Source organism: Sphingobium sp. MK2 (assembly GCF_040170545.1).
Classification (GTDB): domain Bacteria; phylum Pseudomonadota; class Alphaproteobacteria; order Sphingomonadales; family Sphingomonadaceae; genus Sphingobium.
Map to the genome: position 1 here is coordinate 23245 of NZ_JAZDXA010000048.1, position 11804 is coordinate 35048.

Annotated in this window: 24 protein-coding genes; 3 read left to right on the forward strand and 21 right to left on the reverse strand. The window is 61.6% G+C overall.

Going from position 1 to position 11804, the window contains the following annotated elements; translation table 11 throughout:
* Positions 1-24 precede the first annotated feature (24 nt).
* From V2I08_RS17510 to V2I08_RS17530, 5 genes are all read right to left on the reverse strand, one after another.
* Complete coding sequence (locus tag V2I08_RS17510; protein ID WP_228168057.1) at positions 25-372, reverse strand: hypothetical protein; 348 nt, start codon at positions 370-372, stop codon at positions 25-27.
* 9 nt (positions 373-381) lie between these two features.
* Positions 382-633, reverse strand: a complete 252-nt coding sequence (locus V2I08_RS17515; RefSeq protein WP_059153604.1) for a helix-turn-helix transcriptional regulator — start codon at positions 631-633, stop codon at positions 382-384.
* Positions 634-741: 108 nt separating this feature from the next.
* Positions 742-1056 (reverse strand): single-stranded DNA-binding protein, encoded by a 315-nt coding sequence (locus V2I08_RS17520; protein ID WP_030540874.1) that lies wholly within the window; start codon positions 1054-1056, stop codon positions 742-744.
* Between the two features lie 393 nt (positions 1057-1449).
* Positions 1450-2139: a recombinase family protein gene (locus tag V2I08_RS17525; RefSeq protein ID WP_375293515.1), complete on the reverse strand. Its 690-nt coding sequence runs from the start codon at positions 2137-2139 to the stop codon at positions 1450-1452.
* On the reverse strand, positions 2132-2890 hold the full coding sequence (locus tag V2I08_RS17530; RefSeq protein WP_051768229.1) for a sigma factor-like helix-turn-helix DNA-binding protein: 759 nt from the start codon (positions 2888-2890) through the stop codon (positions 2132-2134). The genes V2I08_RS17525 and V2I08_RS17530 overlap by 8 nt, the downstream gene beginning before the upstream one ends.
* Before the next feature lie 125 nt (positions 2891-3015).
* Between V2I08_RS17530 and V2I08_RS17535 the strand changes: the two genes are divergently transcribed.
* Both V2I08_RS17535 and V2I08_RS17540 read left to right on the forward strand, forming a co-directional pair.
* A complete protein-coding gene (locus V2I08_RS17535; RefSeq protein WP_081215339.1) occupies positions 3016-3273 on the forward strand; it encodes a helix-turn-helix domain-containing protein in 258 nt (85 codons plus the stop codon).
* Positions 3274-3305: 32 nt separating this feature from the next.
* Positions 3306-3566 (forward strand): hypothetical protein, encoded by a 261-nt coding sequence (locus V2I08_RS17540; protein ID WP_225870704.1) that lies wholly within the window; start codon positions 3306-3308, stop codon positions 3564-3566.
* Between the two features lie 17 nt (positions 3567-3583).
* Here V2I08_RS17540 and V2I08_RS17545 read toward each other — a convergent pair whose 3' ends face one another.
* From V2I08_RS17545 to V2I08_RS17590, 10 genes are all read right to left on the reverse strand, one after another.
* Positions 3584-3823, reverse strand: coding sequence for a hypothetical protein (locus tag V2I08_RS17545; RefSeq protein ID WP_006953912.1), 240 nt, complete (start codon positions 3821-3823; stop codon positions 3584-3586).
* 62 nt (positions 3824-3885) lie between these two features.
* Entirely contained in the window at positions 3886-4107 is a 222-nt protein-coding gene (locus V2I08_RS17550) for a hypothetical protein (protein ID WP_004213291.1), read from the reverse strand.
* 297 nt (positions 4108-4404) lie between these two features.
* Complete coding sequence (locus tag V2I08_RS17555) at positions 4405-4722, reverse strand: hypothetical protein (RefSeq protein WP_006953908.1); 318 nt, start codon at positions 4720-4722, stop codon at positions 4405-4407.
* Between the two features lie 221 nt (positions 4723-4943).
* Entirely contained in the window at positions 4944-5201 is a 258-nt protein-coding gene (locus V2I08_RS17560; protein WP_006953903.1) for a hypothetical protein, read from the reverse strand.
* 256 nt (positions 5202-5457) lie between these two features.
* Positions 5458-6078 (reverse strand): DUF6884 domain-containing protein, encoded by a 621-nt coding sequence (locus V2I08_RS17565; protein WP_007016086.1) that lies wholly within the window; start codon positions 6076-6078, stop codon positions 5458-5460.
* Between the two features lie 11 nt (positions 6079-6089).
* On the reverse strand, positions 6090-6368 hold the full coding sequence (locus tag V2I08_RS17570; protein WP_228168060.1) for a hypothetical protein: 279 nt from the start codon (positions 6366-6368) through the stop codon (positions 6090-6092).
* Positions 6365-6613, reverse strand: coding sequence for a hypothetical protein (locus tag V2I08_RS17575; RefSeq protein WP_006953897.1), 249 nt, complete (start codon positions 6611-6613; stop codon positions 6365-6367). The genes V2I08_RS17570 and V2I08_RS17575 overlap by 4 nt, the downstream gene beginning before the upstream one ends.
* 496 nt (positions 6614-7109) lie before the next feature.
* Positions 7110-7370 carry a hypothetical protein gene (locus V2I08_RS17580; protein ID WP_006953895.1) on the reverse strand — a complete coding sequence of 87 codons (261 nt, stop codon included), beginning with the start codon at positions 7368-7370 and terminating at the stop codon, positions 7110-7112.
* Between the two features lie 117 nt (positions 7371-7487).
* The gene (locus V2I08_RS17585; protein ID WP_006953893.1) at positions 7488-7634 is read right to left on the reverse strand and encodes a hypothetical protein; all 147 of its coding nucleotides are present in this window, start codon (positions 7632-7634) and stop codon (positions 7488-7490) included.
* A 135-nt stretch (positions 7635-7769) separates the two neighbouring features.
* On the reverse strand, positions 7770-8006 hold the full coding sequence (locus tag V2I08_RS17590) for a hypothetical protein (RefSeq protein WP_006953891.1): 237 nt from the start codon (positions 8004-8006) through the stop codon (positions 7770-7772).
* A 465-nt stretch (positions 8007-8471) separates the two neighbouring features.
* Here V2I08_RS17590 and V2I08_RS17595 point away from each other — a divergent pair, with 465 nt between their 5' ends.
* Positions 8472-8762 carry a hypothetical protein gene (locus V2I08_RS17595; RefSeq protein ID WP_006953889.1) on the forward strand — a complete coding sequence of 97 codons (291 nt, stop codon included), beginning with the start codon at positions 8472-8474 and terminating at the stop codon, positions 8760-8762.
* 41 nt (positions 8763-8803) lie between these two features.
* Here V2I08_RS17595 and V2I08_RS17600 read toward each other — a convergent pair whose 3' ends face one another.
* The 6 genes from V2I08_RS17600 to V2I08_RS17625 all read right to left on the reverse strand — a co-directional run.
* Positions 8804-9337, reverse strand: coding sequence for a hypothetical protein (locus tag V2I08_RS17600; protein WP_007016089.1), 534 nt, complete (start codon positions 9335-9337; stop codon positions 8804-8806).
* Positions 9334-9534, reverse strand: a complete 201-nt coding sequence (locus tag V2I08_RS17605) for a hypothetical protein (protein WP_020819821.1) — start codon at positions 9532-9534, stop codon at positions 9334-9336. The genes V2I08_RS17600 and V2I08_RS17605 overlap by 4 nt, the downstream gene beginning before the upstream one ends.
* Before the next feature lie 21 nt (positions 9535-9555).
* A complete protein-coding gene (locus V2I08_RS17610) occupies positions 9556-9822 on the reverse strand; it encodes a hypothetical protein (RefSeq protein ID WP_004213311.1) in 267 nt (88 codons plus the stop codon).
* Entirely contained in the window at positions 9819-10106 is a 288-nt protein-coding gene (locus V2I08_RS17615) for a hypothetical protein (protein WP_006953883.1), read from the reverse strand. The genes V2I08_RS17610 and V2I08_RS17615 overlap by 4 nt, the downstream gene beginning before the upstream one ends.
* An 11-nt stretch (positions 10107-10117) precedes the next feature.
* Positions 10118-10507, reverse strand: coding sequence for a DUF3768 domain-containing protein (locus tag V2I08_RS17620; RefSeq protein WP_013054018.1), 390 nt, complete (start codon positions 10505-10507; stop codon positions 10118-10120).
* 327 nt (positions 10508-10834) lie between these two features.
* The coding region (locus V2I08_RS17625) for a Fic family protein (RefSeq protein ID WP_349636185.1) at positions 10835-11804 on the reverse strand (970 nt) is incomplete at its 5' end.

The following is an 11804-nucleotide window of genomic DNA, read 5'->3' on the forward strand; positions in this document are numbered from 1 at the left end:
TCCCTTCAATGGCTGCGCCACGGGCTACTTGTGCCAGCGGTTATGGGCGGCGCTATTTCCCGATCCGAAGCGATACTGCGACTGCATATACCATGGGTTCGGATCGTCATTCAGGTGAAGGCCCTTGCGCTTGCGACGCGGGCTGGTTGGTTCGGTCGGTGGATCTTTGCCGAAGATAGCCGCCAGCACGAAAGCTGCGACCACGGCCACGCCCCACCAGCCAAAGGCAGCGTGGGCCAGCGTGGCGACAATAAGAGCCACGATCAGCATGAGCGCGCCAGCTGCGATCAGCAGGATAAGCCACGCCAAAAGCATAGCCGTCCGTAGCGCGCTTGCTGCACGCCGGAGTTTGCTGACGATCTGACGGCGCATAGTGACCTCCTAAGCTGTGCGGCTCTCGCCTCGATCGGAGCCGATCAGCTTAGGGAAAGGCTGCTCCCTAAAGATGTTCGGCACTTGAGTTCGCAGTGCGTGGGACATTCGGAGCGCCGTTATCAAAGTGGCGTCCTGCCTGCCGTTCTCGATGGCGGCGACTGTTTCAGGTGAGACGTGAATCCTCGCCGCCAGCTCGGATTGCGTAAGTCCGGCAGCGATGCGCAAGCTCGCTACACGATTGAACAGTTTGGCCGCCACAAATGCCTCGCAAAATTAAACCCTATTATCGTTAGGGTCTATGAGAGGCATTGTCCACAAAAAAGGGCGGCCGCTAGGCCGCCCGTCTTATGGGGAAAGGGAGGGGGCTTAATCAGCCCCGCCCCTCGTCAGGATGCCCAGCCCCTCAGCGATCAGGTCCACCGAGTAGCGGGTTTCGCCATTGCTCTCGTAGCTGTTCTGGCGGACCCGTCCGGTGATGTGAACGAGGTCGCCCTTGCCCAGATCAGCGGCGCGCTCTGCCAGCTGGCGGAAGAACGTCACACGGTTCCAGTGCGTATCGGTCTTCCATTCATCGCCATCCTTGCGGTTGTAGTTCGCGGCGACGGAAACGTGGGTGACTTTATCGGTCGTATCGACACTGCCAACGCGGCCGATGATCCGAAATTCAGCGATGTTCTGCATGGTAGTCTCCTTTGGATAAGCGTTGCTGACGGATTTTTTGCGGCGGAGCTGAGCCACGCGGGCAAGCTGAAAATGGGAGGGTCCGCTTGCGGAAACCCAAGGCCGAAGGCCGGTTTTCTGCTTGCCCGCATTAGTGGCGATGCGCAGTTCGTATCCGTCAGACAGCAACGCCCAAAGGAAACCGCCCGAGTAGATGCAGCAATTTGGACTGGCGGTGGTGGCAGCTGCCACCGGCCATTGGCGCCCATAGGTCGCTGCGCTCGATCGGCATGGGGGCGATTGGAAAACCCTGTCGCGGCTCCGCCGCTCTTTCCCTGGCTGGCAGTCCGTTGACGCGGGCAGGGGACTGCCGGTGGCAGCTGCCACCGGCGCGAAGCCGAACAGAAAGGGCAATCAGCGTTTCCGCTCACGGTGATTTCGCTGAGGGCTGGGTTCTTGCACCTGGGCGGCGCGATGCGCCGCCCATACTCGCTTGACTGTGCTGCGGTCGCAATCGGCCAGCTCTGCCGTTTTGGCAATGCTCTTGCCCGCCTCGCGCAATGCCACAATGCGGGCGTGCGTTGCCCGATCGCCTTTGCGCCCTCCGCTGCGACCTGCGGCTTTTGCCAAGGCGATACCCTGGCGCTGTCGCTCGCGGCGATCGGTGTAATCGTCGTGGGCCATCTGTAAGGCGATCTTCAAGAGCATCGCCTGAACAGATTCGAGCACGATGCGGGCGATGCCATCGGCATCGGCCGCGAGGTCGGACAGGTCCACGACGCCGGGAATGGCAAGTCGCGCGCCTCGCGCACGAATTGTCTCAACCAGCTGCTCAGCCTCGGTCAAGGGGAGACGACTTATCCGGTCGATCTTCTCCGCGATCACTACTTCGCCGGGTTGAAGATCGGCAATCATTCGCAAAAGCTCGGGGCGGTCGGCGCGGGCACCCGATGCCTTCTCTCGATAGACCGCCGCGACATAGTAGCCTGCGGCCTTTGCTTCGCCCACGATCGCGTCTTGGCGACGCAAATCCTGCGCGTCGGTGCTGACGCGCAGATAGACGCGGGCAATCTGTGGGGCAGGGGAAGGAACGTTCTCAGTCAGCAAGGTCAGGCCCCTCGGGCGGCGATGAGCGAAGCTTGGCAATGCCTGCGTCCGCTTGTGCGATTTCAATTCCGCACTGGCGCGCTCTTGCGCGCAATCGCTCAAGCTCAGAATTGCGGGGGAGAAACATGCGAATGACCCGGTTCCGTCCTTCTAGCGCGATTATGCGCTGCGCAAGATAAGCCGCCTCATCATTCAAGGCCTGGTGCTGTTCCTCCGCCTTGCGTAGCTGGCGCTCCCACGCTCGCTTTCGAGCTTTCGCGCGCCGCCTTTCATCGCGGTGTCGAGCATCAATCCTTTTTTGGTCCTGCTCTCTGGCCGCTGCTTCGGCCGCGCTAGCGGCAACTTCCTCTTCCCGCGCCCTATCAGCATTTCGCTTCGCAATGAGCGCATCGAGCACGGCCGCGTCCGTGCCGAGATTGTTCATCACCCATCGCATCCGTCTGTAGGCCTTTGCTTCGATCTGTCCGATCGAACCAGGCGAAAGCCCCACCACACTTGCCACTGTTCGCTGCGTTTGCGCTTCCCCCTCGGGACCACCAATCCTTAGGCGCACAATTTGCTCTTCTCGCGGTTCGAGAGTTGCTAGCAGTTTGTCCATAATGTGAGGATCGTTGATCCGCTCGATCGCGCTGCCGCCGAGGCTATCAGCCGAAGCCGTTGCGCTATGGTTCGCCGTCTTGGCAAGCTTCGCATTAAACAGCGCGATCGGTGACTGCATGTTCATTATCCCATGTTCCAGCACGAACATGGCGCACAATCTATACCATCTGCGCTAGGCGCGAAAGCCATGGCGCAAATAGCTTCTAGAGCAACCCTATTGCGCCATGCTGCCCGTGCCGACATTCTGCGCCTAGCCAGAAGGACGCGAACACGATGCCAACCATATACCTGAAACGAACATCGCCGTTGATGGCCCAGCTCGGGGCCAACATCGCTCGCGAACTAAAGAAACTAGGCATAACTCAAGGGGAGTTGTCCGAACGCTCGGGCGTTGCGGCGTCACATATTTCATACATGGTGCGCGGACATGGTAATCCAACGCTTGCTACCTTGGAGAGCCTTGCCGATGCTTTCGGATTATCGGCTGTCGAATTATTGGCAGCGGATAGCACTTCCCGCGACAAGTCCTGAAAGGCAGTCGCTTTATTTGATCGGAACAATCTATGTCCAGTAACCCGCCCCGCGAATTTGACCGACTGCTACAAGATGCGCCGCTGGTGCGGGCAATGGGGGGAGCACTCTCGATGTTTGCCACGCTGCTTGCGCGTCAAGGCATTGTCGAGGCGAGCGAGGTTGCAAACTTGCTGGGTATCTATGCGGTCGCCACAAGCGAAGTCGATAATGAAGAGGGCATGATCTTGGGATGCTGGGCAGCTATGATCCGCGACGTGGCGGAGCAACAGCGCACATCTGCTCGCAAATAGCCCCGGCGCGCACGGCGCTAGCCGTGAGCCGCTTCGATCTTCTGGGCAAGCTCGGCCAGGTGATCGGAATCAAGTAGATCCTCGGCGGTAAGATCGGCCGCGAAAAACTCGCTTCCGCTGGGTGGCGCGCGATCGGCGGCGAAAGCGGCCAGATAGGGCCGCGCCTCGTCCGTGGCGATCCAGCGCCAGAAAGCATTGCCCTGGCCGAATAAACCGCTCTCGAACATATCGAGCCGTGCTTGTGCGAAGTCGGTCAATTTGCGTCTCCTGACAATCAGTCGGTTCGGCAAAAAAAGGGAGGCCGAAGCCTCCCTTTGTCTTACTGGAACAGTTTGATGAAAGCGGGCGCGAGGCCGATGACTGCGAGGACGAAACCGACGCTGCCGATGACCCAAGTTTGTGCCGTCAGCTTGCTTTCGATTCCCTTGTTCGCCTCCTGAACCTTCACGGCGATATACTCCTCAATAGCCTCTACAACTTCCGCTGCGGCGTCGTCGGACAGATTAGCCGCTTTCAGTGCTCTAAACAATTTGATGTGCATCCGGTTCTCCTTCTCGTTGGTGACGGGAGACACCCGGCATGGGCACCGGCGCCGGCTGTCAGGGACCGCGAAGCGGCCGCGGTAGCGGGCGGTGGGGGAGCCGATTTGCGCAGCAAATTGGGGGAACCGCCGATCCTTGAAAGCTGGCGCGCACCCATGCCAAAATGCCACGACACACAGAGAGAAGAGATTGCGCGGGGCGGGGTTCGATGCCCCGTCCCGCGCTCTGCATGGCACCGAGATCATCGGTTTCGCCCAGCGGGCGAAAAGGGGCGGGCTAAGCCCGCCCCTCCGGCGTCAGCCGGATTGGCCGCGCTTCGCCTTGGCCGCCAGCACGACCGCGACGACTTGCGGATAGACGCATTCGCCGCGCTCGATGTTGCGGATGCCGGGGCCGTCGAGCACGTCCTTGATACGGTCCTCGATGATCTGGCCCAGCTCGGCCGCAACCGCCTCGATGTCAGCACTCGTCTTGCCGATAAACATCGGGTCTTTCGGCCACATGCTTTCCGCGTCGAAATGATCCTTATCGTTCAACGCGGTCGCCAGCGCCTCGATCGCAGCATTTCCAAGCGCACGCTCGAAAGCCAGCTGAGCGAACAGACGATGAGACATAACAACCTCCTTGTTGCCGGAATTGGCGAGGCCAAGGGGAGGGCAGCGCCGGGTCGGGTCAGGGACCGCGAAGCGGCCGCGCTAGCGGGCGGTGGGGGAGCCGATTTGCGCAGCAAATTGGGGGAACCGCCGATCCTTGATGCGGCCTGGTGCAGCCCTCATGCTAGGAAGACACTGACGGGGGGATTTAACGAACTAACGCCCGCCCATCGGGCGGACCTTCACCCTGCGCCGTCTCGCGCCCGAACGATCGCGCTGTATTCCAGCAGCGTTTGTCGGACATTCTCATCATCCATCACATTGAGCGCATGGCCGGTGGCCGATGCCTGATCCGTCCGCATTTCGAGCCAAGCGATCCGCGCCGTGTTCGGCACAACGCGACCATGCTCAAGCGCGATCTGCTCGCTGTAACCGGCGATAACATCGTTGATGGCCTCAAGGGCTGCCTCATAGGCAATGGCCTGATCTTGGGTCCACAAGGGCGCTGTCGGTGTGGGGGCAGTCACCTTGCCATATAGAGAGGGCAACTGGTCTCCCGGCAAGCGCAAACTACGCCATTTGCGCTTGCCGAGAGTGGGCGGCCCTACCGGGGGGCTTGGGCCGTTGATGGGCCTATAATCCTCAAACTCACAACGCCAAATGGCGTTGGATAGATTGAAAGGGCGGCGCGACAAACAGATGCCCCCTCGAAGCGCATCGCGCGAAGTTGCGCATGGACCGCGACAATTCTCGCTTTCAGTTGTCGCTTAACCAAGCGAGCTGCTGACCGATTCCAAGCCCCTCCATCGGAACCGATGCGCGCCGTTCGATCTGCGGCCAAAGGGGATCGCGATAGTTGCGGCCTGCGAGAACGATCAGCGGCGCGGCGGCGTCGATCTGCTCGGCCATTGCTTCGATCACGCGCGCGCCCCAAAGGCGGCGCGCGCCTGCCTTCATCGCGCCTAGCGTTTCGTCATAGCGCGCGATGACGGTTTCCGGGGCGATCAGGCCATGCTTTGCTGACAGGATGAACCATGCGCCGCCCTGTCGTTCGACATAGGCACGGGCCTTCTGGAACCATGGCGATGCGTAAAGATCGCGCGCCGGGGCGGGGCGGTCCAGCTTCGCAGCAACGCAAGCGACAAGGAAAACCGGAGACGGGGACGGGGGAGGGTCGATGACAGACGGCGGCGCTGCCTCAAGATCGGCAATGACGGTGCAGCGGCCCCATTTCTGCAATTGGCGCTGCCATCCTTTCGGCGGTCCTTGGCGCTCGGCAACGTGGCTAAGGGTCGGTCCACCGAACAAGTCGGGTTGCTCCCCGATGCGCTGCACCGGGGGAACGTAGCGAGGTTCGCGGATGCAATGGCGGGCCATGCTCGATCCCCTCAAAAGGCGAAAGCGGTCTGGCCGCTCGCCTCGGTGAAGCTGGCGCTATCGCCTGCCGCGTAACGGTCGCGGCCCATGGGGGACCATTGCAGATGCCCGGAACGATCATAGGAAAACCAACCATCCTCGATCCCGATGATGAAGGACCATGCCTTATCCTCGGCGCAAGGTCCGTGAAGATTGATCGGCCAATGCTCGGCCCCGCGTTCCTGCTGGCAGGGCGACGGCGCGGAAAAGCTGCGAAGCAACGCGGCGCGTATCGCGGCGGCGGCGCTCATGCGCTCAACTCCGCATAGGTGGCGCTGCACTCGTAGCGGATCGCATCGCCATCCCACATAGGACCGCAAACGCCCTTGAATTTCGGTGCGCCCTGCAACTCAAGCCGCTGGCTCGGATTGCTGTTGTAACCGCTGCATTGAAGCCCCTCGACCGCTGCCCGGCTGACGATGGTTTCAAAGGTCGCGCCCTCGATCTCGATTCGGTCAAAGTCCTGCTCGGTCTGGCGGTAGATACGGATTTTCATGGGCTTTCCCTTCCTAATTGAGCCGAAGGCGATGACGGGTCATCGACTTCTGCCGAAAGCGGGCGACGCTGGGCCGGGGAATGCCGCAAACGGGGCCGATCAGGGGGGAGGGGGATCACCCGCCCTGCACGGAGCGCAGCGAAGGAAGGGCGGGGAAACCCGCCTGATCGCCAAGCGGAGCCGCGCAGCGGCGGAGACGGTCTAGCCCTTGCGGCAGGGGGCAGGAACAGGCCCCAAACGCGACAAATCAGCGCGGCGGCTTGCCGCCTCAATCTGCGCCAGGACAGGCGGTGGCAGCTGAAAGCGCGAGTCAACGTGTCCTCGGTCCAGTCGCGGCCACATGACAGCGATAGTGGGCCGCCAAGGGTCAGGCGCGCCGCCTCGTCGCGGGTTGCATGGTAGGTGTCATAGAGGCCGAGCCAAAGGGCTATGGCCTTGTCTCGGCCGTCGCAAATATCCGCAATCTGCGCGGGCGTCATAAGCTCCTGGCCCATGCTCACGCCCCCCCGAGGATAAGAGCACCAAAGCCGAAGCCCTCGGCGGCGTCCTCGATGGTGGTCACAAGGCCGTCAAAATCTTCATCCGGTCCTAGTAGGTCGGCAATCTCGATGACGGCGGGAAGGTCAGCGCCATGATTTTCGGCAAGGTCTTTGATGTAGCCGAAGCGGTCAAAATTGCCCTCTTCCTCATAGCGAGCGAGCGGAATGGTGCGGGCGGCGTTGATCCGAAGAATCGTTGCCAACGGAATGTCGGTCATGTGCTGTTTTCCCTGCCTAGAATGGAGCCGAAGGCGATGACGGGTCATCGACTTCTGCCCAGCGGCGAGCAGGGCCGGGGAATGCCGCAAATCAGGGCCGATCAGGGGGGAGGGGGATCACCCGTCCTGCACGGAGCGTAGCGAAGGAAGGGCGGGGAAACCCGCCTGATCGCCAAGCGAGGCCGCACAGCGGCCGAGACGGTCCAGCCCTTGCGGCAGGGGGCAGGAACAGGCCCCAAAGTCGAACAGCGGACGCGGCGGCATTGCCGCCTCAATCTAGGGAAAAGCGCCCGCCAGGTCATAGCATAGCGGTGACCTAGAGGACGCTGCGGCATGTCGCCGGCGACATGCCCAACGGATAGCGCCGGAAGCATCCGAGCAATCGGATCCTCCGTCATTTTAATTGCCCGAGCGGTTGCGCGACACGTCCGCATAAGGCTTGCGGCGGCACTGGCTGCACCGAAGCCGCGCGATCAGCTCGTAAATGCGGGTATCGAAAGAAATGCGGCGCGAGCGGGCGAAGTCGCCCAGCGGGGCGACAACGCGGCGACCGCAAGCGCAATAGATGCGCAGATAGCAGCCTTGCCGATACCAGATAGGATCAATGGGCTTGGGGCGGTTGTAGTTCGCGGCCATTGGGCGCTTATGCGCCAAAGGGAACAGACGGGGAACACCTCGCGCGCGCGTCGGTTATTGGATTGGCAAGGGAAAAGGGCTATATAGGCAATGCTTCGTGTGCTGATTCATTTCACGCACCTACCTGAACCCGCCGTGCTGTCACACGGCGGGTTCAAACATTTAGGGCGGGCGGCCCTGTCAGACCACCCGCCCCGCTAGATCAGCCCTTATCGGACTTCCCCAGCTTCACAATTGCGATCACGAGCGCGACGGCTGCGATCGTCAATTGAGCTGCTTCATATGCTGTCAAATCACATCACCTCCTTTGAGCGAGAGGATTTGCGAAGGGCCGCTGTCACAGTCCCTCGCCCTCGCTCGATGGGGGCTATACAACGGATTGGCGAGAATGCGCGCGAAACGCGCTTCACATTTTCGTGAAGCCGTTGGATGATCGCCGGCGACCGTTGATGAAAAGGGGAAGCTATGGGCCTCGTATCGCAGGTTAGCGCCGATGACCGGGAAAGTGCATGGCGAATAATCCGTCATCGCGAAATCATGGAACGACTGATTCCGCTTTGGGCTGTGCTTGGCGTTGCGCTGGTGCTGATGGGCGTGGACCTGGGCGGGCGTCTGCTGTGGACGCTGCCAATGATCGGATATGTCTTTGGGGTGATGGCGGTCGATCACGGCCCTGATTACCGCGCCGCGAATTATTGGGTGCCGGTCCTGGGAAGCCAAGCGGCGGCGCTGCTGCCTCTCATCGCCAGATTCTAGATCTCTCTGGAGCGGTGGCAGCTGCCACCGCTCCACGCGCGTCAAGCTCTGGCCTCGAAGCGGGCGATCAGCTGTTCCGCTACGGAAGTAATTTCGGCGGGGTCGGCGGTTTGAGTGCAATCGCCGCCTACAACAGCGCCGAGCGTGCCGCCGTCCAGTTGGACAACGTGGACACGCCACACGTCGCGCCGGAGTTCGTATTGATCGGGAAGCGGCCTCTGCATGATTTCATGAAACACCAGGTCAACCCATTGGCGCGCGTCCGGATCAGAAGACGCATCGGCGTAGTCGGCGCGGCTCGCCATGACGCTGTATCGGTCGCCTAGCATGAATTGGCGTTCGCGCGCGCGTCGGTCCTGCTCGATCCGCGTCACGCGATCTTTTTCCGCCCGCTTCATGGCCTGTTTCATCCGAACATCGTCGGCGCTGCGCGTCAGCGCCGCCATGATGTTGAGGACGCGCGCGGGCATATAATGCCCCGCGCGCTCGGCCGCCTCGATCACAAATTGCAAATCGCTGATCTCGGTGGGGGAGAGGGTGACGCGAACGGCGCTCGCCGTGTTGCTGATTTTCATGGCTGCGGCTCCGGCTCTTCCTTCGCCTTGTAGGCGGCAAGGCCGATCCACGATCCGTTATCGCCGCGAAACTGGCGCACAACATCGCCACCGTCCCAATGGCCGGTGAAGATGCCGCGCCGGTTGATGCCGCCGACGGGGCGCGTGCGCGCCGCCAGAAGGCGGGCGCGGCGCGTGTCTCGATCTAGGTGGCGCATGGGTTGCATGGTCAATCCTTCCTATTCGCTGGCGGTGTCGAGTTGCGTGCCGATCTCGTCGGCGTCGAAGTCTTCAAGGGCTGAAATCGCGCTTTCCAGTTCGGAAACTGCGGCGTCCATCGCCTGCGCGCGTTCGCTGTCCTCAAGACTGGGTGGCAGATTTTCGCGGGCGGCCTGCTCGTCATCCTTGACGGTTTCGAGCATGTCGCGCGCCTCATCCAACAGGGCCTTGCCCTTGTCGATCAGCACGCGGGCGGCGGCGATCTGCTTGCGGCGTTCGCGGTTCATGCCTCTGCCCTCACGTCGCCGCTGTCGATCTGGAAGCCTGCGCGGGCCAGCTCGTCACAAAGGGCGCGCTGCCGATCCTCGCGGGTGCCGCTGGTGGCGATGTAGCTGCACCGGCCATCGTGGAAGGCGAAGCCTGCGCGTTTCAGGCATCCGCGAAACCGCTGGTGGGTGCGGTCGCTCCAATCCAGTGTGCCCGCATAGTTGCGGAAGGCGGCGACAGCGCAGACGGAACCGTAATTCTCATCACGCCAGCTAAGCTCGATCACGGGGGGCGATTTGGTCATGGTGGCCTCCCTCAATATTCGCTGGTTAGGAGAATGGTGAGCACGCGGGTTGTGGCATCGGGATTCCATGGTTCGGCGCTGCCAAATTCAAGATCGCGGTCGTAATAGTCGAACTTCCACATGACCGAGAGGGCTGGGCGCGTGCTGTCGTCAGTCCAGCGGGTATGCCATTGGCCGATCACATCGCGATAAAGGAAACCGGCGTCATGCTCGCCGTGAGGATCGTTGTCGGGTGTGAAATCCTCAAAGCCCTCGATCATCTTGAGAATGTCGGACTGCGTATTCTCGTCCAGCGCCGCGATGCCTTGCGTAATCACGGTGCGACAAGTCACGCCCATCGTTCGCCGCGCAATGTCGTTCAGCGCCGCAACGGTGGCGATCTGGTCAGTTGTCGCTTCCATTTTCCTCACTCCTTTAGGCGAAGCCGCTGCCTGCGGCCTGCGGCTCTGACCCGCTGGCGAAGCGCGGGATGGGGAGGGGGGAGCAAAATCGATGGGAGTGGTGCGGGCGGCGCGACTAGGGAGGCCCCGGCGCGCGCGAGCGCGCCGGAACTGGCCGAACTTGTCGGGCAACCCGGTCCTGTCGATTATGCTTCGGGAACGAAAGGGCGGGTGCCCTTGGTGTTCCCCCGGTGGCAGCTGCCACCACTGACGGAGCGCGGCCCTGGGCCGCTCGATCCTATGTGGCAGCTGACAGACTACGAAGCGCGCGGCCCTGGCCGCTCATTTTCAGCGCTCGCGGTCCTTTGATTTCTCGGCGGTCGGCGTCGGTGATTTGCCTTCGCGCAATGTTGCGGCGACATGGGCCTTTGCGCTTTCGACGATCTGCGCCAGCTGTTCCTTCGATGCGCCGCGCTCGGTAGCTGTCGCGACGCGCTTATCAATGGCGAGCTGGAATTGCGCGAACCTGGCATCGGCGCGGTTCTGCTCAGGCGAGTTTTTCTCGAATTGCGCGGCAAGGCGTAGATCAACCTGACTGACGCCGGGAGGCATGACTTGCAGACGTAGCGCGCGATCGGCGGCCTGAATGTCGCGGTCGGTCATTTTCGAAAGGAAATCTGCGGCGCCCGCGCTGATGGCGCGGACTCTTTGCAGCGGGTCCATACCCTCGGACCAATTGACTTCGATCTGATGATAGCGGCGTTGCTCAATCAGCTGAAGGTGGTGCATCGGCCCTTTGGGATCGCGGAAAAAGGCAAGCTCCTGCGCTGAACGCGCGGCCAGCTGGCGCATGTCAGCGGACGTTTCCGCGATCCGATTAAGCTGCTCATGCTGCCGCGACGCAACGGTTTGCGCAGTAGGTAGGTAACGGCTGATTTGATCCTTGGCCTGCTCGATACTCATTGCGCGTCGTTCGCCAACTGGCATGAGAGATTCCATCGAGGGTGGAAACGCGATGCCCGCTGGCCCACGCGCTGGCTCGACGCGGTTCTGTTCGAGGGGCATGGCATCACGGATGACTTTGGCGAGGGAGGCGTGATTTCCAGTATGGAAGCTGTCGCGGCTCGCCTCCATCCAGTCCTTCGGCCCCATTGCCTGGATCGAGACGAATTTCTCGGCCGCAAGGGAATGTAGCTGCAAGTGCAGCCGCATGGTGCGACCATTGCCCTCACGGAACGGATGAACGGCATTTAATTCGGAAATATGCCGCCCCATGGTATCCGCAAAGCGATCACGATCCATCGACTTGAGGGTTTGG

Excerpts from the sequence above, each read along its gene's own strand:
- V2I08_RS17565 (WP_007016086.1), bottom strand. The coding sequence starts at position 6,078 with ATGGCCCGCCATTGCATCCGCGAACCTCGCTACGTTCCCCCGGTGCAG.
- V2I08_RS17570 (WP_228168060.1), bottom strand. The coding sequence starts at position 6,368 with ATGAGCGCCGCCGCCGCGATACGCGCCGCGTTGCTTCGCAGCTTTTCC.
- V2I08_RS17540 (WP_225870704.1), top strand. The coding sequence starts at position 3,306 with ATGTCCAGTAACCCGCCCCGCGAATTTGACCGACTGCTACAAGATGCG.
- V2I08_RS17610 (WP_004213311.1), bottom strand. The coding sequence starts at position 9,822 with ATGAACCGCGAACGCCGCAAGCAGATCGCCGCCGCCCGCGTGCTGATC.
- V2I08_RS17605 (WP_020819821.1), bottom strand. The coding sequence starts at position 9,534 with ATGCGCCACCTAGATCGAGACACGCGCCGCGCCCGCCTTCTGGCGGCG.
- V2I08_RS17620 (WP_013054018.1), bottom strand. The coding sequence starts at position 10,507 with ATGGAAGCGACAACTGACCAGATCGCCACCGTTGCGGCGCTGAACGAC.
- V2I08_RS17520 (WP_030540874.1), bottom strand. The coding sequence starts at position 1,056 with ATGCAGAACATCGCTGAATTTCGGATCATCGGCCGCGTTGGCAGTGTC.
- V2I08_RS17585 (WP_006953893.1), bottom strand. The coding sequence starts at position 7,634 with ATGCCGCCGCGTCCGCTGTTCGACTTTGGGGCCTGTTCCTGCCCCCTG.
- V2I08_RS17575 (WP_006953897.1), bottom strand. The coding sequence starts at position 6,613 with ATGAAAATCCGTATCTACCGCCAGACCGAGCAGGACTTTGACCGAATC.
- V2I08_RS17595 (WP_006953889.1), top strand. The coding sequence starts at position 8,472 with ATGGGCCTCGTATCGCAGGTTAGCGCCGATGACCGGGAAAGTGCATGG.
- V2I08_RS17615 (WP_006953883.1), bottom strand. The coding sequence starts at position 10,106 with ATGACCAAATCGCCCCCCGTGATCGAGCTTAGCTGGCGTGATGAGAAT.
- V2I08_RS17550 (WP_004213291.1), bottom strand. The coding sequence starts at position 4,107 with ATGCACATCAAATTGTTTAGAGCACTGAAAGCGGCTAATCTGTCCGAC.
- V2I08_RS17530 (WP_051768229.1), bottom strand. The coding sequence starts at position 2,890 with ATGTTCGTGCTGGAACATGGGATAATGAACATGCAGTCACCGATCGCG.
- V2I08_RS17590 (WP_006953891.1), bottom strand. The coding sequence starts at position 8,006 with ATGGCCGCGAACTACAACCGCCCCAAGCCCATTGATCCTATCTGGTAT.
- V2I08_RS17580 (WP_006953895.1), bottom strand. The coding sequence starts at position 7,370 with ATGACCGACATTCCGTTGGCAACGATTCTTCGGATCAACGCCGCCCGC.
- V2I08_RS17600 (WP_007016089.1), bottom strand. The coding sequence starts at position 9,337 with ATGAAAATCAGCAACACGGCGAGCGCCGTTCGCGTCACCCTCTCCCCC.
- V2I08_RS17555 (WP_006953908.1), bottom strand. The coding sequence starts at position 4,722 with ATGTCTCATCGTCTGTTCGCTCAGCTGGCTTTCGAGCGTGCGCTTGGA.
- V2I08_RS17510 (WP_228168057.1), bottom strand. The coding sequence starts at position 372 with ATGCGCCGTCAGATCGTCAGCAAACTCCGGCGTGCAGCAAGCGCGCTA.
- V2I08_RS17535 (WP_081215339.1), top strand. The coding sequence starts at position 3,016 with ATGCCAACCATATACCTGAAACGAACATCGCCGTTGATGGCCCAGCTC.